Source organism: Nocardia abscessus (assembly GCF_015477775.1).
GTDB classification, from domain to species: Bacteria; Actinomycetota; Actinomycetes; order Mycobacteriales; family Mycobacteriaceae; genus Nocardia; species Nocardia abscessus_A.
Genome location: NZ_JADLQO010000001.1, coordinates 367,117 through 385,394, shown reverse-complemented (window position 1 = coordinate 385,394; position 18,278 = coordinate 367,117). Strand labels below are relative to the sequence as shown.

Here is an 18,278-nt window from a genome sequence, read left to right as displayed (position 1 = left end):
CAGCGGCGTCGTGACCTGCGGTGAACCGCCGCCGCACCGGCGGTGTAGGCGACGTGTGCCCGGGTATGCGGCTTGGTAGCGAGAGGAGTCAACGATGAGCCAAGAGGACGTCGTACACGAATTGCTCGTCCGCGCGGGCACGGGGTATGCCGAGGAAGCGGGTATCACGCTCGATGACAAACCGGCCGCACTTTTCCAGCTGCTCATGCTTTCCCAGCTGCTCAGTACCCGCATCGCCGCCGAGATCGCGATCGCGGCCACACGGGAGCTGATCGGCGGCGGCTACCGAACGCCGCACCGGGTCGCGGACGCCGACTGGCAAGAGTTGGTCGACGCGCTGGGCCGGGCGAACTATCGGCGCTACGACGAGAGCACCGCCACGAGGCTGGGCCACAACGCCGCGCGAGTGCTCGACCGCTATCACGGTGACCTGCGCGAACTGGCGAAGAAGGCGGACAACGACCCCCAGCGCGCGGCTGAACTGCTCCAGGAGTTCGACGGCATCGGCCCCACCGGCGCCGATATCTTCCTGCGCGAGGTGCAGGACACCTGGGCGTGGGTGCGGCCGCACTTCGACGAACGCGCCCTGCGCGGCGCCAAGCGCGTCCAGTTGCCGGAGGATCCCGACCGGTTGGCGCGTCTGGCACCGGACCATCACACCGCGGAGCTGGCCGCGGCCCTGGTGCGGGTGACGCTGGACGAGAAGATCGCCGACGAGGTCCTCGCCGCCGCGCCCTGAGCGGCTGCCGTCAGACCGGCGTAGGCGTAGTGGCGCTGCCGCGCGGGTCGATCAGGATTTTCGCGTGCCGCTCCGGGTTGCCCAGGGCGGTGAAGGCGTCCGCCACGCCGTCCAGCCCGACGGTCCCGGTGATCAGCGGGCTCGGGTCGACCTTTCCCTCGGCGAGCATGTGCAAGGTGTCGCGGAACTCGCCGGGGTCGTAGCCGAGCGCGAACCGCAGTTCGATCTCCTTGTTGATCGCCATGGCGGGATGGAAGCGGTCGGTTTCCATGCACACCCCCACCACGACCACGCGCGACAGCGGCGGTGCGGCCGCCAGGATCTGATCGATGATCCCCGGTACGCCGACGCATTCGAAGATCACCGGACCGGCCGGGCCCGCGTTCATCGTGTGCGCCAGCCGGAAGACGTACCACCACGGCAGGTTCGGGACCCGCCGCAGGCGCTCCATGGTGTCGAAGCCGAGCCCGAGGATGTCGGTGACGCCGTTGATCCGTCCCTTCTTCGGGGCGGCCGCCCAGGGCGACTCCGTCGCGGGGTCGACCACGATATCGGCGCCGCAGGCGGTGGCGAGTTCTCGGCGGCGCGGTGAGAAATCGCTCGCGACCACCGTGCGCACGCCTGCCGCCTTCAGCATGCTGATCACCGCCAGGCCGATCGGCCCGCAGCCGATGACGAAGGCGGTGCGGCCCTTGCCGACGCCGCCCTTGCGGACGGCGTGCCAGGCCACCGCCATGGGCTCGGTCAACGCGGCATGATCGGCGGACAAGCCGTTGGGCACCGGCATGGTCATCGACTCCTGGACCACCACCTGTTCGGCGTACCCGCCCGGCGCCGCGGTCGACAGTCCGACCAAGTGGGGTTGCTTGCCGTGCCGGACGATCGGCAGGGCAACCACGGCGGTCCCCGTCTTCCATCGCTTGCGGCAGTCCGGCCCGTAATCGACGACGGTGCCGCTGAATTCGTGTCCGAGCACCACGCTCTGAGCCGAGCGCATGAAGTGCTCGTAGCCGGTGGCCACGGCCAGGTCGGCCAGTTCGTCGGCGTGGGTGCGGGCGTGCAGGTCCGAGCCGCAGATACCGCAGCGCGACACGTCGATCAGCAGCTGACCGGCGCCGGGCCGCGGCGTGGGCAGCTCCGCGACCTCGAACTCGGCGGCGGTGACGACGGCGGCCCTCATTGCGACTCCTCGGCTCGACGGCGCACGGCGGCCCGGCCGGGCCGCTCGCCGTCACCCTACTGCGCGGTAACGCCCACCGTGGCTTCCCGTGGCTTCCTCTGCCGCCCGGCGGTCGTAGGCGTAACGGGCCGAGGCGATTTCGTTCTGATGCGTCTCGGTCCAGGTGACCAGCGCGTTGATCGTGGTGTGCAGGCTCGCGCCCAGCGGCGTGAGCGCGTAGTCGACCCGCGGCGGGATGGACGGGTACACGGTGCGCCGCACCAGGCCGTCGCGTTCCAGGTGCCGCAGGGTCTTGGTGAGCATCCGCTGGCTGACGCCGTCGATCGCACGCTTCAGTTCGGTGAACCGCAGACTGCGCTGATCCAGCAGCGCGATCACCAGCAGCGACCACTTGTCGGCGACCCGGTCGAGGATCTGGCGCACTTCACAGTCCGCTCTGGTGTCCCACTGCAAAACGTCGTAGTCGCCCTCGCCATCGCAGTGGTAAGGCGTCGCCGATGCGTCCATGAACGCCGATTCTGCCAGGACAGCCGCCGGTATCAAGAGGGAACCGACGACACCGTGGGGAACCGCCCGCGCACATTCGTGCCGCCTGTCGGGAATTAATCGCGCGAGTCGCCCGTTGAGCTTTTCGACAAGATTGAGTGTGTAAGGCTCAAGTTTCGGTTGACTCCGAGACTCCTGCGGTGCAGGATTGAGCCGACCACGCTCAGTGTTGCTGGGGCCGTGCTCCGTGAGGTGCTAGGGGCGAGGTCTCGCGGCGTCCCTCACCGGGCGTCGCAGGGCGGTTGTTCGCCCGGCACCTACACACATCGGTACGTCAACTAGGAGGAACCACTATGGCTCGTGCGGTCGGAATCGACCTCGGGACCACGAACTCGGTCGTCGCCGTTCTCGAAGGCGGCGAGCCGGTCGTCGTCGCCAACTCGGAAGGATCGCGCACCACCCCGTCGATCGTCGCCTTCGCGAAGAACGGCGAGGTGCTGGTCGGCCAGCCGGCCAAGAACCAGGCCGTCACCAACGTCGACCGCACCATTCGCTCCGTCAAGCGGCACATCGGCACCGACTGGTCGGTGGACATCGACGGCAAGAAGTACACCCCGCAGGAGATCAGCGCGCGCGTGCTGATGAAGCTCAAGCGCGACGCCGAGTCCTACCTCGGTGAGGAGATCACCGACGCGGTCATCACCGTGCCCGCCTACTTCGAGGACGCCCAGCGGCAGGCCACGAAGGAGGCAGGCCAGATCGCGGGCCTGAACGTCCTGCGCATCGTCAACGAGCCCACCGCGGCCGCGCTCGCCTACGGCCTGGACAAGGGCGACAAGGAGCAGACGATCCTGGTCTTCGACCTCGGTGGCGGCACCTTCGACGTCTCGCTGCTGGAAATCGGCGAGGGCGTCGTCGAGGTCCGCGCCACCTCCGGTGACAACCACCTCGGTGGTGACGACTGGGACGAGCGGGTCGTGCAGTGGCTGGTCGACAAGTTCAAGGCCAGCTCGGGCATCGACCTGACCAAGGACAAGATGGCCATGCAGCGGCTGCGCGAGGCCGCCGAGAAGGCCAAGATCGAGCTGAGCTCCTCGCAGAGCACCTCGATCAACCTGCCCTACATCACCGTCGACGCGGACAAGAACCCGCTGTTCCTGGACGAGCAGCTGACCCGCGCCGAGTTCCAGAAGATCACCTCGGACCTGCTCGACCGCACCCGCGCGCCGTTCCAGTCCGTGATCAAGGACGCGGGCATCAAGGTGGCCGACATCGACCACGTGGTGCTCGTCGGCGGCTCCACCCGTATGCCCGCCGTGTCCGACCTGGTCAAGGAACTGACCGGTGGCAAGGAGCCCAACAAGGGCGTGAACCCGGACGAGGTCGTCGCCGTCGGCGCCGCCCTGCAGGCCGGTGTGCTCAAGGGTGAGGTCAAGGACGTCCTGCTGCTCGACGTGACCCCGCTGTCGCTGGGTATCGAGACCAAGGGCGGCGTGATGACCAAGCTCATCGAGCGCAACACCACCATCCCGACCAAGCGTTCGGAGACCTTCACCACGGCCGACGACAACCAGCCGTCGGTGCAGATCCAGGTGTTCCAGGGTGAGCGCGAGATCGCCTCGCACAACAAGCTGCTGGGCTCGTTCGAGCTGACCGGCATCCCGCCCGCTCCGCGCGGCGTGCCGCAGATCGAGGTCACCTTCGACATCGACGCCAACGGCATCGTGCACGTCACCGCGAAGGACAAGGGCACCGGCAAGGAGAACACGATCAAGATCCAGGACGGCTCCGGCCTGTCCAAGGAGGAGATCGATCGGATGGTCAAGGACGCCGAGGCGCACGCCGCCGAGGACAAGGCCCGCCGCGAGGAGGCCGAGACCCGCAACCAGGCCGAGTCGCTGGTGCACCAGACCGAGAAGTTCATCAAGGAGAACGAGGACAAGGTCCCCGCGGACGTCAAGACCAAGGTCGAGGCGGCCATCGCCGAGGCGAACGAGGCCCTCAAGGGCACCGACATCGCCGCGGTCAAGGCGGCTGTCGAGAAGCTGGCGACCGAGTCGCAGGCCCTCGGCCAGGCCATCTACGAGGCCTCCGCCGCGGACGCCGCGGCGCAGGGCAACGGCGCGTCCAGCAGCGCGCAGGATGACGACCAGGTCGTGGACGCCGAGGTCGTGGACGAGCCGGTCGACACGGAGAAGAAGTGACCGAGGGCAACTCTGAGAAGGAGCCGATCACCTTCGTCGACAACCGGAAGATCGACCCGGAGACCGGTGAGATCCGCCAGCCGGCCGCGGACAACGGCGCCGCGGCCGCGCAGGCCCCGGAGTCGGGCAACGGTGCGGAGACCGGTAACGGCGGCGACGCCCAGGCGCTCGCCGACACCATCAGCGGCGAGCTCGCCGAGCGCACCGCCGACCTGCAGCGGCTGACGGCGGAGTACGCCAACTACCGGCGGCGGGTCGAGCGCGACCGCAAGGCCGCGATCGATTCCGCCAAGGCGTCGGTGGTCACCGAATTGCTCGGCGTGCTCGATGATCTCGACCGCGCGCGGGCGCATGGTGATCTGGAGTCCGGTCCGCTGAGGTCGGTGGCCGACAAGCTGTCGGCCGCGCTGCTCAAGCAGGGCCTCGAGGAGTTCGGTTCGGAAGGCGAGCCTTTCGACCCGACCCTGCACGAGGCCGTGCAGCACGAGGGCTCCGGCCACGATCCGGTGATCGGCATTGTGATGCGCAAAGGCTATCGCTTCGGCGATAGGGTACTTCGGCACGCGCTGGTCGGGGTAACCGACGGCGTAGCCGATCTGACGGAAAACGCGGATCAACCGACCGAAGAGGCATCGGATGTTGATGCCGGCGCGAACGAACAATAAGGACGCGAGAGGAGGAGATGCTCGGTGAGCCAGCGGGAGTGGATCGAAAAGGACTTCTACAAGGAGCTGGGTGTTTCCTCCGGCGCCTCGCAGGACGAGATCAAGAAGGCCTACCGCAAGCTCGCGCGCGACCTGCACCCGGACGCCAACCCCGGTGACACCAAAGCCGAGGAGCGGTTCAAGGCCGTCAGCGAGGCGCACGCCGTGCTGTCGGATCCGGCCAAGCGCAAGGAGTACGACGACACCCGCAAGCTCTTCGCGGGTGGCGGCTACGGTCGCGGTGGGTTCGGTACCGGTGCGGGCGGCGGCTTCTCGCAGGAATTCAACATCGGGGACATCTTCGGCGGCGCCACCACAGGCGACGGTGGCCTCGGTGACCTGCTCGGCGGTCTGTTCAACCGGGGCGGCACGCGGACGTCGAGCCGCCCCAGGCGCGGCGCCGACGTGGAGACCGAGACGACGCTCGGTTTCCGGGAGGCGGCCCAGGGCGTCACGGTTCCGCTGCGGATGACCAGCCCGTCGCCGTGCACCACGTGTCACGGCAGCGGGGCCAAACCGGGCACGAGCCCGCGGGTCTGCCCGCTCTGCAACGGGACCGGCGTCGTCAGCCGCAACCAGGGCGCGTTCGGCTTCAGTGAGCCGTGCGACGAGTGCCGGGGCAGCGGTTCGATCATCGACGACCCTTGCGTCGACTGCCACGGCAGCGGCATCCAGAACCGCACGCGCACCATCACAGTGCGGATTCCCCCGGGAGTCGGTGACGGGCAACGGATCCGGTTGGCCGGTCAGGGTGAGGCGGGCCTGCGCGGGGCGCCGTCGGGCGACCTCTACGTGACCGTCCACGTCAGCCAGGACAAGGTCTTCGGCCGCAACGGCGACGACCTGACCCTGGTGCTTCCGGTCAGTTACAGTGAACTGGTCCTCGGCACCACGGTTTCGGTGCCCACGCTGGACGGGCGCGTCGGCGTCAAGGTGCCTCCGGGTACCGCCGACGGCCGCATCCTGCGGGTGCGCGGCCGCGGCGTGCCCAAGCGCGGGGGCGGCGCCGGAGACCTGCTGGTGACGGTGAAGGTCGCGGTGCCGCAGAAGCTGGACGGCGACGCCGTCGAGGCCCTCAAGCGCTACCAAGAGGCCGAGCGGGCCGGCGGCTTCGATCCACGTGCGGGATGGGCAGGTGCGTGATGTCCTCGGAACCGAAGAACGCGTCCAGCGGGGCGCGCGCCGAGTTCTTCATGATCTCGGTGGCGGCCCAGCTGGCCGGCATGCACGCGCAGACGCTGCGCACGTATGACCGTCTGGGACTGGTCACGCCGCAACGTACTTCGGGCGGCGGGCGGCGCTACTCGGCCCGGGACGTGGAGCTGCTGCGCGAGGTGCAGCGGCTGTCCCAGGACGAGGGTGTCAACCTGGCGGGCATCAAGCGCATCATCGAACTGACCAATCAGGTGGAGGAACTGCGCCAGCAGGTGGCGGAACTGTCCGCCGAGCTGGAGCGGACGCGGGCCGGATACCGTCCCGATCTCGCCCCGCCGCAACGCAGTACCGCGTTGGTCGTCTGGCAGCCGCGCCATCGTCGTGAAGACGGCCGGCACCGGCGATAACGGCACGACGACGACGGCCCCGGCCTCCGGTCGCACATCGCGATCCGAGGCCGGGGCCGTCGTCGTTTCACCGGGCGCTACCACCAATTATTTGCTGACAGTAAACCGGAACATGTTTGGCGGAAGCGGTACGGCAGAGGTTATTTCGTTGTCGAATCAACTGGACATTTTCACCATAGATTGGCCGATGGTATCGGCGCGGTTTGCCCGGTTCGAACTCTATTCGGCCGCAGCAGTGTTGCCCTGATGTCGCTAGAACAGACCAATCGGGACGTAAATTCCTAAGCAACCCTTGCGAATTCGGTGATCTCGCGACTGATTTTGCGGGATATCTACCGTCTTGCAGTCGGTTTCTCTGGCGTGTCTCGCTGGATATCCTCGTTTTGACGAAATTACACGCGTGATGTCCGATCGAAAGATTCCGTAGCTGGCAAACCTCGCCTACACTCCTTCTCATCGGCTGCTGTCGAGTGGCCCCGCAGCACCTCACTCGTCGGCATGGTTGGTGAACGAGTGCGAAATGGGGTTGTGAGATCAATGGATTCACGCACTGTCGCTTTGATCAGAACGACGTTCAAGGCGGTTGCTGCGGAAGACGGGGGGCCGGAGAAACTGGCGAGATCGTTCTACGCGATCTTGTTCACCGACTACCCGCACGTCCGCGATTTCTTCCCGGCCGCGATGGACGCCCAGCGCGATCGCCTGGTCAAGGCGATCTCCTACGCGCTGGACCGGTTGGAGGAGCCCGACAAACTGCTGCCGTTCCTCGCGCAACTCGGTAGGGACCACCGCAAGTACGGCGTGCAGCCCGCGCATTACACCGCCGTGTCCACTGCGCTGAAGACCGCCGTCAAGGTCTTCGCGGGCACCGAGATGTGGACCGACGAGGTCGACCGGGCCTGGGATGAGGGCCTGAAGATCATCGCCGACACCATGATCGGCGCCGCGGAGAAGGAGACCACGCCCTCGGCATGGACCGGAACCGTGATCGAGCGCCGCGAAGTGCTGCGCAACCTGGTCATCGTCCGGCTGCAACTGGACCAGCCGATGCGCTACGCCGCAGGCCAGTACCTGAGCGTGCAGATCCCGTCGCGGCCGCGCATGTGGCGCTACCTCTCACCCGCCGTGCCCGCGAACGCCAACGGTGAGATCGAGTTCCACGTCCGCGGTGTGCTGGGCGGCTGGGTCAGCTCGGCCATCGTCGGCCAGACCGTCGTCGGCGACCAATGGCTGCTCGGCTCACCACTCGGTGGCCTCGGCATCCCGCGCAACACCAAACGCAAGATGCTGATGGTCGGCTGCGGCACCGGAATCGCGCCGCTGCGTGCGCAGCTCATGGCGATGGCGATGCGGCGGACCAATCCGAAGGTGCACCTGTTCATCGGCGGCCACCACCCGTGCGACCTCTACGACCTGGAGACGCTGAGCAAACTGGCGATGGCCAACCGCTGGCTCACCGTCACGCCGGTCAGCGAGCACGACGAAAACCCGTGGTGGTACCCCGAACCCGACGAGCCCCGCACCACGTGGCCCGGCCTGGAACCCCGCGTCACCGGCCAGATCGGCAAGATCGTCGCGAGCTTCGGCGCCTGGTCCGACCGCGACGTACAGATCGTCGGATCACCATCGATGGTGCAGACCACCAAGTTCCGCCTCATGGCGGCGGGAACGCTCGCGAAGAACATCCGGCACGACCCGCTGTTCTGATCGGCTGTGTTTGTTTTTCCAGCGCCTGCGGCGCTGGGTGTTCGCGGCCCCCTTATGGCTCGCGTCCGAGCGACCGCCGCTTGCTCCTTCGTCGCCATACGCGGCGGCCGCTCGGACGCGAGCCGGGCCGCGAACGGCGCATGCTCGGTCTCGCTTCGCTCGAAACCGGTGGCTGGGCTGATGTGGTCGCGTGGGATGGTATGCGTGGGGCCGGGTGTGCGCCGTTGTCGGATATCCGTCGAACGGCGGCGTTTTCCGGGGCCTGATACCTGGGCGGCCATTCGAACCGAGCCGGGCCGCGAACGGCGGATGCTCGGTCTCGTCCGGTCGAAACGCGGGGTTGGGCCGACGCGGCGGGGCCTGACCGCCGCGTTCGAGTTCAGAGCCCTTCGAATTGGATTCGTTCCGGGGGTGTTCCGGTTTCGAGGAGGCGGTCGACGGTGGTCTGGACCATGGCGGGGGAGCCGCAGACGAGCACTTGGTGCTCGCGGAACGCGCCGTGCGAGCCGAGGACGTCGGCGAGTGTGCCGTAGAGCAGGTCGTCGGGCGGGAAGCCGATGTCGACGCGGGACTGCTCGTACCACTCATCGATCCAGTCCGGGTCGTGCGGGGTCTCCACCACCGGAATCACGGTGAGCCACGGCAGTTCACCGGCCAGCAGGAACAGCATGTCCGAGGCGTACAGGTCGCGGGGGGACCGCCCGCCGACGAAGAGGTAAGTGGGCGGCGGCGAAGGCTTGCGCGCCAGTTCCAGGATCTGCGCGCGCATGGGCGCCAATCCCGTGCCGCCCGCGATCATCACGACCTCGTCGCCGTCCGGGTCGACCCAGAACCCGCCGAGCGGAGCGCCGATCCGCCATTCGTCGCCAGGCTGGGTGTCGGCCACGATCGCGCCGCTGCACCAGCCACCCGGGACGGTGCGCACGTGGAACTCCAGCTTGCCGTCCAGTGAGGGCGGCAGCGCGGGCGAAAGCCTGCGCCGCACGCCGGGATGCTGTGGCACCCGCACCTCGACCGACTGACCCGCGGCGAACGGCACGAACTCGCCGATCAGGCGGATCACCGCGAGATCGTGACGCAGCCGATGATGACCGACGACGGTCGAGGTCCACTCGGGCGCCTGATGCGCACCGTTACCGAGCATGCTCGGATCCCCCAACGGGGCCTCCTTCGTTACACAGGGTCGCAGCTGATGTTCTGCTCCGGCGTGCCGACCGCGATGAGCGCGCGCCGGGTGTCCGCGATCATCCGGGCTGAGCCGGCGATCTGGATCTGGCGGTCCGCCCACGCGCCGAAGCTCGCGACCACGGCGCCAAGGTTACCGATCAGGCGCCGGTGCATGCCGTACGGTGCGTCCTGCGGTGGATGCGGATACCACCACGGGTTGGTCTTCTGCTCGCAGACCGGGACGATGGTCAGCCACGGGTTGCTCTGCGAGAGCTGCCACATGTTCTCCACGTCGTACAGGTCGCAGGGGTAGCGGCCGCCGATGAAGAAGTGCACCCGCGGGTTGATGCCGCGCTGACCCATTTCGATCAGCTGGGCGCGCAGCGGGGCGATGCCGGTGCCCGCGCCGATCATGAGCACGTCGCGGCCGCTGTCCCGGTCGACGCGCAGTCCGCCGAGCGGGCCCGCGATCCGCCACCGGTCGCCGACCCTGGTCTCGTTGACGATCGCCGGGCTCACCCAGCCGCCGCGGATCTTGCGCACGTGGAACTCGATCTCGCCGTACGGGTTGGACGGGATCGCCGGGGAGAAGTAGCGCCACATCTTGGGGCGCTGCGGAATGGTGACCGGCACGTACTGCCCGGCCTGGTAGGGCACCGGTCCGTCGGACTGCAGGCGCACGATGGCCAGGTCCTCCAGCACGCGGCGATGGCCGACCACGGTGGCCTCCCACACCGGCTGCGACTTGTCGGAGTTGGCCCCGATGGCCATGGACGCGGAGATCAGGATGGTGATGTCGCGCCAGCCCTCCTCCAAGCCCCGGTTCCAGGCCGCGCCGTTGTAGGCGCGGAACGCCGCGAGCAGCGCGCGGCCCGCCACGTCGTAGTGCGCGGCCTCCACGCCGTACTTGCGATGGTCGCGGGCGAGTTGCTCCAAGAACTTCTGCGCCCGATCCCAGTCCTCCAGGTGATCGAGCACGTACTGAATGGCCGTGGCGATCCGCTTGGCCTGCATCTCCATGGCGGGCGGGAACAATTCGCGCAGCCGTGGGTTCTCGGCGAACAAATGTCCGTAGAACGCACTGACCAACCGCTCGGGTCCATTCGGCGACTCGATCACCGAACGGAAATTGGCGCGGACCAGCGCAGCCGAACGCGCATCCACGACGTGGAGCTTCCTTTCCCTCAGTTCTGCCCGGGGACATATCCGTTACCGGCGGTCTCCCGCCGACAAGTATTCCCGAAAATGCCGTGGTCGTGTGGGTAAAGGCGTACCTCCGCCTCCGCTGCGGCCGTGCGCAAGACGTCCTCCGCCTCCGCTGCGGCCGTGCGCAAGACGTCCTCCGCCTCCGCTGCGGCCGTGCGCAAGACGTCCTCCGCCTCCGCTGCGGCCGTGCGCAAGACGTCCTCCGCCTCCGCTGCGGCCGTGCGCGGGCAGGAGACGGACTACGTCCGACTGCGCCCGCCAGTGCCGTAAGACCCGGCCAAACGGTAATCGGTGGGCAAACGACGGATGTCGCTGACCCGCCACGAGCCGGCGCCGCGGGCGAGCCGCGCCGGAACTGGGAGACCCATCCTGGACGGAAAGGCGCCGGATTCCGGCCCGTCAGGTCCCGGCGCCGGTGCGGACCGCAGGCACGACCTGCTCGGTATAACGACGGATCTGCTCGACCGGTTCCCCTTCGGTCGGCCAGAAGACGAATCCGTCGATCCGCTGGTCGCGGTGCAGCGCCAGCAGATCGTCGGCCCAGCGCTCGGGCGGGCCCTCCAGGAAGCCGTGATCGGCCCCGTCCGCGGTGATGGTCCCGGACACGTTCAACACCCGCCGCACCGACAGCGGGTCCCGGTCCGCCGCCGCGGCGGCGTCATCGATCCGCCTGCCCGCCTCGGCGAGGAACTCCGGCGGCGCCCACGCGGACGACGGCACCCAGCCGTCGGCGACGCGTCCGGTGAGCTCGAGCATGCGCGGGCCCTTCGCGCCGACCCAGATGCCGGGATGATGCCGCGGGCGGGGCCCGGGATGCGCGCCCGCCAGGGAGTAGTAGTCCCCGGGCACCCGGACCGATCGCGCGTCGCTCCACCACAGCGCGCGGATCACAGTGATCGCCTCGGCCAGCGCCCGCACCGCCGCACCGCCGGTCCGGCGCGGCCCGCCCATCCCGGCGACGGCGTCCCGGAACGCGCCCGCGCCGAGGCCGAGCTGGATTCGGCCGTCACTGATGATGTCGAGCGATGCCACCGCCTTCGCCAGCAGCGCGGGGTGGCGCAGCGGCAAGTTCGCCACGTCGGGGAAGAAGGTGATCCGTTCGGTCCGCCCGGTGAGAGCGGTGATCAGGGTCCAGGTGTCCAGGAAACGACGCTGGTAGGGGTGGTCCTGAATGCCGATCAGGTCGAGCCCGGACACGTCCGCGTACACGCTGAGCTCGGCGAGCCTGCGGAAGTCGTCGGCCTCGGGGATCAGGAACAAGCCGAACTCGGGCGGTCGGGTGCCCATCGCACACCTCCGGGTGGTCTCGGGGGACGGCCGAACCGACGCTGCGCCGGCGGGGCCGGCTCAGATGGCGAGCACGGTCTTGCCGCGTGCGCCGGGCGCCCCGATGACCGCCGGTCCCTGCGCGAGCGGGACGGTCGCGTCGATCGGCACGACCACGTCACCCGCCGCGACCCGCTGGATCAGCCGGGCCAACTCGGGCGCCTTGCCCTGCGATTCGATATTGCCGCCCTTGATCGACCGAGCGCGCAACGCGTCCTCGTCGGCGGCGAAGGTGGTGGAGTAGACGGTGCCGCCGTCTCGGACCAGCGTGGTCAGCTCCGCGAGCGCTTCCGGCGGGCTCACCAGGTCGAACAGGACGTCGATGCCGTCCGGGTGCGCGGCGGCGACCTGGTCGCGTACCGGGCCCGCGGTGTAGTCGACCGTCTCGGCCGCGCCCAGGCGGGTCATCTGATCGGCGGAGCCGCCGCGCGCCGTCGCGATGACGTGCGCACCCGCGATATTGGCCAGTTGCACCAGGAAGGAGCCGACGCCGCCGGTCGCGCCCACGATCAGCACGGTCTGGCCCGGTTGGATGTGCGTGGCATCCACGAGGTCCTGCGCGGTGACGCCCGCGGTCGGCAGTGCCGCGGCCGCGACGGTCGGCACGCCCGGCGGGATCGGCACCAGCGTGCCGCCTTCCGGTAACACGGCGTACTCCGCGAAGCTGCCGTGGCCGACCGGCGGGGTGAGGAACTTGCCGACCACCCGATCGCCGACGGCGAAGCGGCTGACGCCCGCGCCGATCGTGGCGACGGTGCCCGCGCCGTCCACTCCGAGGATCATCGGAAAGTCGTGCGGCAGTTTGCCGTCCAGGATTCCGGAGGCCACTTTCCGGTCGAAGGGGTTCACCCCGGCCGCCTGGAGTTGGACCCGCACGGTTCCCGGCCCCGGCTCGGGCATCGGCATCTCGGCCAGTTCCGGCGTCGCTCCGAACTTCCGTACCACGATCGCGCGCATCCATTCGCTCCTTGATTCGGGCTGAAAGAGTGATGCAACAAGTGACGGCCGTGGTCATCGTAGGCACTCGAAGCCCGCCGACGTGCGGAATCATCGCATCGGCGGTGTCGCGAATCGTCGCATTCGCCGGTGTCTGGGCGTAGCGTTCGACACGATTCGGCGGTGTCGGACCGGGCGCGGCGAAGAATTTGAAACTTGAGCGGAACAGACTCAACCTTTCGGACGTTGGACGGTAAGGAACGGCACCGGACGATGGTGCTCGGCGCCGTGCGAATCGACTAGTAGGAAGGTGACTCGTGGACTCGTTCAATCCCACCACCAAGACCCAGGCGGCTCTGACGGCCGCTCTGCAGGCGGCCTCCGCCGCGGGCAACCCGGAGATTCGTCCGGCGCACTTGCTGGTGGCGTTGCTGGACCAGACCGACGGCATCGCCGCGCCTTTGCTCAAGGCCGTCGGAACGGATCCGGCGACCGTGCGGCGCGAGGCACAGGACATCGTGGACCGGCTGCCCCGGGCGACCGGCGCCACCACCTCACCGCAGCTGGGCCGTGAGGCACTCGCCGCGATCACCGCGGCGCAACATCTCGCCACCGAGCTCGGTGACGAGTACGTCTCCACCGAGCACGTGATGGTCGGTCTCGCCGACGGCGACTCCGACGTGACCATGCTGCTCACCAAGTACGGCGCCACCGCCGACGCGTTGCGTGCGGCGTTCACCGCGGTACGCGGCAGCGCCCGCGTGACCAGCCCCGACCCGGAGGGCACCTACCAGGCGCTGGAGAAGTACTCCACCGATCTCACCGCCGCCGCCCGCTCCGGCAAGCTCGACCCGGTCATCGGCCGCGACACCGAGATCCGCCGGGTGGTCCAGGTGCTGAGCCGTCGCACCAAGAACAACCCGGTGCTGATCGGTGAGCCGGGCGTCGGCAAGACGGCGATCGTCGAGGGACTCGCCCAGCGCATCGTGGCGGGCGACGTGCCGGAATCGCTGCGCGGCAAGTCCGTCGTGGCGCTCGATCTCGGCGCGATGGTCGCGGGCGCGAAGTACCGCGGTGAATTCGAGGAACGGCTCAAGGCCGTGCTGGAGGACATCAAGAACAGCGCGGGCCAAATCATCACCTTCATCGATGAGCTGCACACCATCGTCGGCGCGGGCGCCACCGGGGAATCGGCGATGGACGCGGGCAACATGATCAAGCCGATGCTGGCCCGCGGCGAGTTGCGCCTGGTCGGCGCGACCACGCTGGACGAGTATCGCAAGCACATCGAGAAGGACGCCGCCTTGGAGCGGCGCTTCCAGCAGGTGCTGGTCGGCGAGCCGTCGGTGGAGGACACCATCGGCATCCTGCGCGGCATCAAGGATCGCTACGAGGTGCACCACGGCGTGCGCATCACCGACTCCGCGCTGGTGGCCGCGGCCACGCTGTCGGACCGCTACATCACCTCCCGGTTCCTGCCGGACAAGGCGATCGACCTGGTCGACGAGTCGGCGTCGCGGTTGCGCATGGAGATCGACTCCCGCCCGGTGGAGATCGACGAGGTGGAGCGCGCGGTGCGCAGGCTGGAGATCGAAGAGGTCGCCCTGGCCAAGGAGACCGACGAGGCATCCAAGCAGCGGCTGGACAAGCTGCGCGCGGAACTGGCCGACGGCAGGGAGAAGCTCAACCAGCTGACCACCCGGTGGCAGAACGAGAAGAACGCCATCGACCAGGTGCGCACGCTCAAAGAGGAACTGGAATCGCTGCGCGGCGAATCCGAACGCGCCGAGCGCGACGGCGACCTCGGCAAGGCGGCCGAGCTGCGCTACGGCCGGATCCCCGCGCTGGAAAAGCAGCTCGCGGAGGCCGAAAAGACTTCCGCCACCGCGGGAGACGGCGAGGTCATGCTCAAAGAGGAGGTCGGCCCGGACGACATCGCCGAGGTGGTGTCCTCGTGGACCGGCATCCCGGTGGGCCGGATGCTGGAAGGGGAGACGCAGAAACTGCTGCGCATGGAGGACGAGCTGGCTCGCCGCGTGGTCGGTCAGACCGAGGCGGTGCAGGCGGTGTCGGACGCGGTGCGCCGGGCGCGCGCCGGTGTCGCCGATCCGAACCGCCCGACCGGCTCGTTCATGTTCATCGGCCCGACCGGCGTCGGCAAGACCGAGCTGGCGAAGGCGTTGGCGGACTTCCTGTTCGACGACGAGCGCGCCATGGTCCGCATCGACATGAGCGAGTACAGCGAGAAGCACTCGGTGGCTCGGCTGGTCGGCGCTCCGCCCGGGTACGTCGGTTACGACCAGGGTGGCCAGCTCACCGAGGCGGTGCGGCGCAGGCCCTACACGGTGGTGCTGTTCGACGAGATCGAGAAGGCGCACCCGGACGTGTTCGACATCCTGTTGCAGGTGCTCGACGAGGGCAGGCTCACCGACAGCCAGGGCCGGACGGTGGACTTCCGCAACACCATCCTCATCCTGACCTCGAACCTGGGTGCGGGCGGTGACCGCGAGTTCGTCATGAACGCGGTGCGTTCGGCGTTCAAGCCGGAGTTCCTCAACCGCCTCGACGACGTGGTCATGTTCCACTCGCTGGACGAGGAGCAGCTGGAGAGCATCGTCGACATCCAGCTCGACCAGCTGCAGAAGCGGCTGGCGCAGCGCAGGCTGAAGCTGGAGGTCAGCGATTCGGCCCGGTTCTGGCTCGCCGTGCGCGGCTACGACCCCGCCTACGGCGCGCGCCCGTTGCGCAGGCTGATCCAGCAGGCCATCGGCGACACCCTCGCCAAGGAACTGCTCGCGGGCGAGGTCTCCGACGGTGACAGCGTCAAGGTGACCGTCAGCCCCGACGGCGACGGCCTGATCGTCGGGAGATGAACCGCGCGGGCGCCGCGCGGAGCTGATGTTCCGCGCCTACGCCCGTGCGGGCGTGTGCGGCGAGCGGTCCGCTCCGGGTAGCGCCGGAGCGGACCTTCTTCATCGCCCGTCTCGGGTCTTCGGGGGCAGAGTCCTTCGGGGGCAGAGGGAGTTTCGCACCGAAGGCACACCGGTGCACCGGGTGCGAGCGCGGTGGAACGAAGAGAGCCTACGCTGGAACGCATGACCAACCCGAACGATCCATGGGGGCAGCGGCCGGAGGATGCGCCGACCGAACACCTGGGTCCGGGCAAGTCCGGGTACGGGGACCCGACCCACACCACGGAGTACCTGGAGGCGTACGGCACCGGCGCGCCGTCGGCGTATCCGCCCACGGAGCAGTACGGAGGCTGGGGGCCACCGGGGCCGAACGCGACGCGCGAGTTCCAGCCCTACGACTCCCAATGGGCGGCCTATCAGGACAGCGGCGCTGGTCAGTGGCCGGGTGCGGGGGCGCCGCCCGGTGGGGCGATGCCCCCCGGCCCGCCGCCGCAGCCGCCGCCGCGGCGCAATACCGGTCTGTGGATCGCCCTGGCCATCGGCGTCGTGTTGTTGATCGGGGCGATCGGGGTCGTCGCGGGTGTGCTGCTCGGCGGCAGCGATTCCGGTCCGGCGGACACCGCGGCCGCCTCGACCGCGCCCGTCACGACCAGGTCCCTGCCCGGAACCAGGAGCGCGCAACCGACCCCGCCCAGCGGGTTGCCGGGCGTGCCCGGTCTCGGCGATGTCGACGGACTCGGCGCCACGATGGGCACCATCACGGCCAACGACGCGGGCACGCTGACGGTGAGTTCGGTGATGGGCGAGTCCATCACGGTGCGCACCGACGCGAACACCCAGGTGATCGCGTTGTCGGGCAGCAAGGTGTCCGACCTTGCTGCCGGCGAACTCGTGCTGATCCAGGGCGACAAGGCGCCGGACGGTTCGATCCAGGCCAAGATCATCATCGGTACCTCGCTGCCCGGCGGCGGACGATGAGCCGGGCCGTGCGCGCTGCGGCGCGCATCCGGCCGTCAAGCGGGATCGACGTCCGCTCGGCTTTCGCTCGGCCTGGCGCGGGGGTAATGACGGACCATGTCCGGCCGGGCCTATTAGGCTAGGCGGCGATGACGGCAATGTGGTTCGGGTTGGCGGCGATCGCGCTCGTGGGCGCGATCGTGCTGCTGTATTTCGATCGGCTCCAGCGGCAGCGGACCGGTCACGCGCGACAGGTCTGGGCGAAGTCGCAGGGCTATACCTACGTGTCCGTGGAACCCGCGCTGCCGTCCACGTGGCGGCGTGGCGCGCTGGCCAAACTGGGCTATCTCTCCGCGGTCGACGTGGTCTCCGGCATTCGTAAGGGCGAGAAGTTCGTGCTGTTCGACCTGGAGGATTCCGCGACGCTGGTCGCGGTGCGACGCCAGATCGGTTCGGACATCGACGTGGACATGCGGTTGAAGACGGCCTCTCCGCCCAAGGACCACGATCTGGAACTGCTCGGCGCCATCGGCGACCGCGTGGTGTTCGCGACCAATCCCGAAATCGCCAGGCACGCCGTCGATCAGCGCATGGTCGCCTTCATCGAGGCCCTGCCCGACACCGTGCAGATGCTCTGGAGCGAGGGCAACTGGACGCTGGGCATGCTGCTGGTCGGCACCACCTCGAAGGACTGGGAAGGCGCGATCGACGCGGTGCTGCGCCTGTCCGGCCTGCTGCACGTGCTGCCGCCGGTCAGTGAGCCGCGCTCGGAAGGCGCACACGACTCGACGAGTCGGCCGCGGCCCCGCGATCGGCAGCGCGGCGAGAACGCCAGGGACGTCGATGCCGACGCCGACCGGCCGCGACTGCGCAAAGAGGCCCGCAAAGAGGGCGAGGACGACGAACTGCCCGGCGAGGACTCCTACGCCCACGATCGCGCCGACGACTCGGAACCGGTACGCCGCCCCTCGCTCGCCGTCGTGCCGAACGCGCGCGCCCGGGTGCGCGATGACGAACAGGCTCGCCCGCGCGAGGAGCACGACGAGCGTGCCGCCGCCGAAGGCCGGCCGGACGCCGAGTCGCACCGTCGGCCGTCCGACGCGCCCGGCGGACCGTTCCATCCCGGATTCCGCCCCTATCAGGGACCCGTGCCGAAGTGACCGGCCGCGCGCCCACCGCAGTCGGGTCCGCG

The 18,278-nt window shown here is 68.9% G+C and carries 16 protein-coding genes; 10 read left to right on the top strand and 6 right to left on the bottom strand.

What is annotated here, in order from left to right; translation table 11 throughout:
- Window positions 1-94 precede the first annotated feature (94 nt).
- On the top strand, window positions 95-739 hold the full coding sequence (locus tag IU450_RS01945; RefSeq protein WP_195148043.1) for an endonuclease: 645 nt from the start codon (window positions 95-97) through the stop codon (window positions 737-739).
- A 10-nt stretch (window positions 740-749) separates the two neighbouring features.
- Here IU450_RS01945 and IU450_RS01940 read toward each other — a convergent pair whose 3' ends face one another.
- Window positions 750-1,919, bottom strand: a complete 1,170-nt coding sequence (locus IU450_RS01940) for a zinc-binding dehydrogenase (protein WP_195148042.1) — start codon at window positions 1,917-1,919, stop codon at window positions 750-752.
- A 51-nt stretch (window positions 1,920-1,970) separates the two neighbouring features.
- Entirely contained in the window at window positions 1,971-2,426 is a 456-nt protein-coding gene (locus IU450_RS01935; protein WP_195148041.1) for a winged helix-turn-helix transcriptional regulator, read from the bottom strand.
- 332 nt (window positions 2,427-2,758) lie between these two features.
- Here IU450_RS01935 and dnaK point away from each other — a divergent pair, with 332 nt between their 5' ends.
- The 5 genes from dnaK to IU450_RS01910 all read left to right on the top strand — a co-directional run bounded on the left by dnaK (window position 2,759) and on the right by IU450_RS01910 (window position 8,582).
- A complete protein-coding gene (gene dnaK / locus IU450_RS01930) occupies window positions 2,759-4,609 on the top strand; it encodes a molecular chaperone DnaK (protein WP_195148040.1) in 1,851 nt (616 codons plus the stop codon).
- On the top strand, window positions 4,606-5,274 hold the full coding sequence (gene grpE / locus IU450_RS01925; protein WP_195148039.1) for a nucleotide exchange factor GrpE: 669 nt from the start codon (window positions 4,606-4,608) through the stop codon (window positions 5,272-5,274). Before dnaK ends, grpE begins: the two co-directional genes overlap by 4 nt.
- Window positions 5,275-5,298: 24 nt before the next feature.
- Window positions 5,299-6,456: a molecular chaperone DnaJ gene (gene dnaJ, locus IU450_RS01920; protein WP_195148038.1), complete on the top strand. Its 1,158-nt coding sequence runs from the start codon at window positions 5,299-5,301 to the stop codon at window positions 6,454-6,456.
- A complete protein-coding gene (locus IU450_RS01915; RefSeq protein WP_195148037.1) occupies window positions 6,456-6,875 on the top strand; it encodes a heat shock protein transcriptional repressor HspR in 420 nt (139 codons plus the stop codon). Before dnaJ ends, IU450_RS01915 begins: the two co-directional genes overlap by 1 nt.
- Window positions 6,876-7,412: 537 nt before the next feature.
- Entirely contained in the window at window positions 7,413-8,582 is a 1,170-nt protein-coding gene (locus IU450_RS01910; protein WP_195148036.1) for a globin domain-containing protein, read from the top strand.
- Window positions 8,583-8,961: 379 nt separating this feature from the next.
- Here the strand turns inward: IU450_RS01910 and IU450_RS01905 are convergent, their stop codons facing one another.
- Together IU450_RS01905 and IU450_RS01900 are read right to left on the bottom strand one after the other, a co-directional pair.
- Window positions 8,962-9,726 (bottom strand): FAD-binding oxidoreductase, encoded by a 765-nt coding sequence (locus tag IU450_RS01905; RefSeq protein ID WP_195148630.1) that lies wholly within the window; start codon window positions 9,724-9,726, stop codon window positions 8,962-8,964.
- Between the two features lie 29 nt (window positions 9,727-9,755).
- Complete coding sequence (locus IU450_RS01900) at window positions 9,756-10,913, bottom strand: FAD-binding oxidoreductase (RefSeq protein WP_195032179.1); 1,158 nt, start codon at window positions 10,911-10,913, stop codon at window positions 9,756-9,758.
- A 129-nt stretch (window positions 10,914-11,042) separates the two neighbouring features.
- Here IU450_RS01900 and IU450_RS01895 point away from each other — a divergent pair, with 129 nt between their 5' ends.
- Window positions 11,043-11,225 carry a hypothetical protein gene (locus tag IU450_RS01895; RefSeq protein WP_195148035.1) on the top strand — a complete coding sequence of 61 codons (183 nt, stop codon included), beginning with the start codon at window positions 11,043-11,045 and terminating at the stop codon, window positions 11,223-11,225.
- Between the two features lie 129 nt (window positions 11,226-11,354).
- Here IU450_RS01895 and IU450_RS01890 read toward each other — a convergent pair whose 3' ends face one another.
- Together IU450_RS01890 and IU450_RS01885 are read right to left on the bottom strand one after the other, a co-directional pair.
- Window positions 11,355-12,242, bottom strand: coding sequence for an LLM class flavin-dependent oxidoreductase (locus tag IU450_RS01890; RefSeq protein WP_195148034.1), 888 nt, complete (start codon window positions 12,240-12,242; stop codon window positions 11,355-11,357).
- A 60-nt stretch (window positions 12,243-12,302) separates the two neighbouring features.
- Window positions 12,303-13,238, bottom strand: a complete 936-nt coding sequence (locus IU450_RS01885; RefSeq protein ID WP_195148033.1) for an NADP-dependent oxidoreductase — start codon at window positions 13,236-13,238, stop codon at window positions 12,303-12,305.
- Window positions 13,239-13,534: 296 nt separating this feature from the next.
- Between IU450_RS01885 and clpB the strand changes: the two genes are divergently transcribed.
- From clpB to IU450_RS01870, 3 genes are all read left to right on the top strand, one after another.
- Window positions 13,535-16,090: an ATP-dependent chaperone ClpB gene (gene clpB, locus IU450_RS01880; RefSeq protein WP_195148032.1), complete on the top strand. Its 2,556-nt coding sequence runs from the start codon at window positions 13,535-13,537 to the stop codon at window positions 16,088-16,090.
- Between the two features lie 222 nt (window positions 16,091-16,312).
- Window positions 16,313-17,107 carry a DUF5666 domain-containing protein gene (locus IU450_RS01875; RefSeq protein WP_195148031.1) on the top strand — a complete coding sequence of 265 codons (795 nt, stop codon included), beginning with the start codon at window positions 16,313-16,315 and terminating at the stop codon, window positions 17,105-17,107.
- A 128-nt stretch (window positions 17,108-17,235) separates the two neighbouring features.
- Window positions 17,236-18,246, top strand: coding sequence for a hypothetical protein (locus IU450_RS01870; protein WP_416382826.1), 1,011 nt, complete (start codon window positions 17,236-17,238; stop codon window positions 18,244-18,246).
- Window positions 18,247-18,278: the final 32 nt, after the last annotated feature.

Bases quoted from the DNA above. Each gene is read 5' to 3' on its own strand.
- IU450_RS01910 (WP_195148036.1), top strand. From the start codon at position 7,413: ATGGATTCACGCACTGTCGCTTTGATCAGAACGACGTTCAAGGCGGTT.
- IU450_RS01870 (WP_416382826.1), top strand. From the start codon at position 17,236: ATGACGGCAATGTGGTTCGGGTTGGCGGCGATCGCGCTCGTGGGCGCG.
- IU450_RS01915 (WP_195148037.1), top strand. From the start codon at position 6,456: ATGTCCTCGGAACCGAAGAACGCGTCCAGCGGGGCGCGCGCCGAGTTC.
- IU450_RS01940 (WP_195148042.1), bottom strand. From the start codon at position 1,919: ATGAGGGCCGCCGTCGTCACCGCCGCCGAGTTCGAGGTCGCGGAGCTG.
- dnaK (WP_195148040.1), top strand. From the start codon at position 2,759: ATGGCTCGTGCGGTCGGAATCGACCTCGGGACCACGAACTCGGTCGTC.
- IU450_RS01935 (WP_195148041.1), bottom strand. From the start codon at position 2,426: ATGGACGCATCGGCGACGCCTTACCACTGCGATGGCGAGGGCGACTAC.
- IU450_RS01885 (WP_195148033.1), bottom strand. From the start codon at position 13,238: ATGCGCGCGATCGTGGTACGGAAGTTCGGAGCGACGCCGGAACTGGCC.
- IU450_RS01905 (WP_195148630.1), bottom strand. From the start codon at position 9,726: ATGCTCGGTAACGGTGCGCATCAGGCGCCCGAGTGGACCTCGACCGTC.
- IU450_RS01945 (WP_195148043.1), top strand. From the start codon at position 95: ATGAGCCAAGAGGACGTCGTACACGAATTGCTCGTCCGCGCGGGCACG.
- IU450_RS01890 (WP_195148034.1), bottom strand. From the start codon at position 12,242: ATGGGCACCCGACCGCCCGAGTTCGGCTTGTTCCTGATCCCCGAGGCC.
- IU450_RS01875 (WP_195148031.1), top strand. From the start codon at position 16,313: ATGACCAACCCGAACGATCCATGGGGGCAGCGGCCGGAGGATGCGCCG.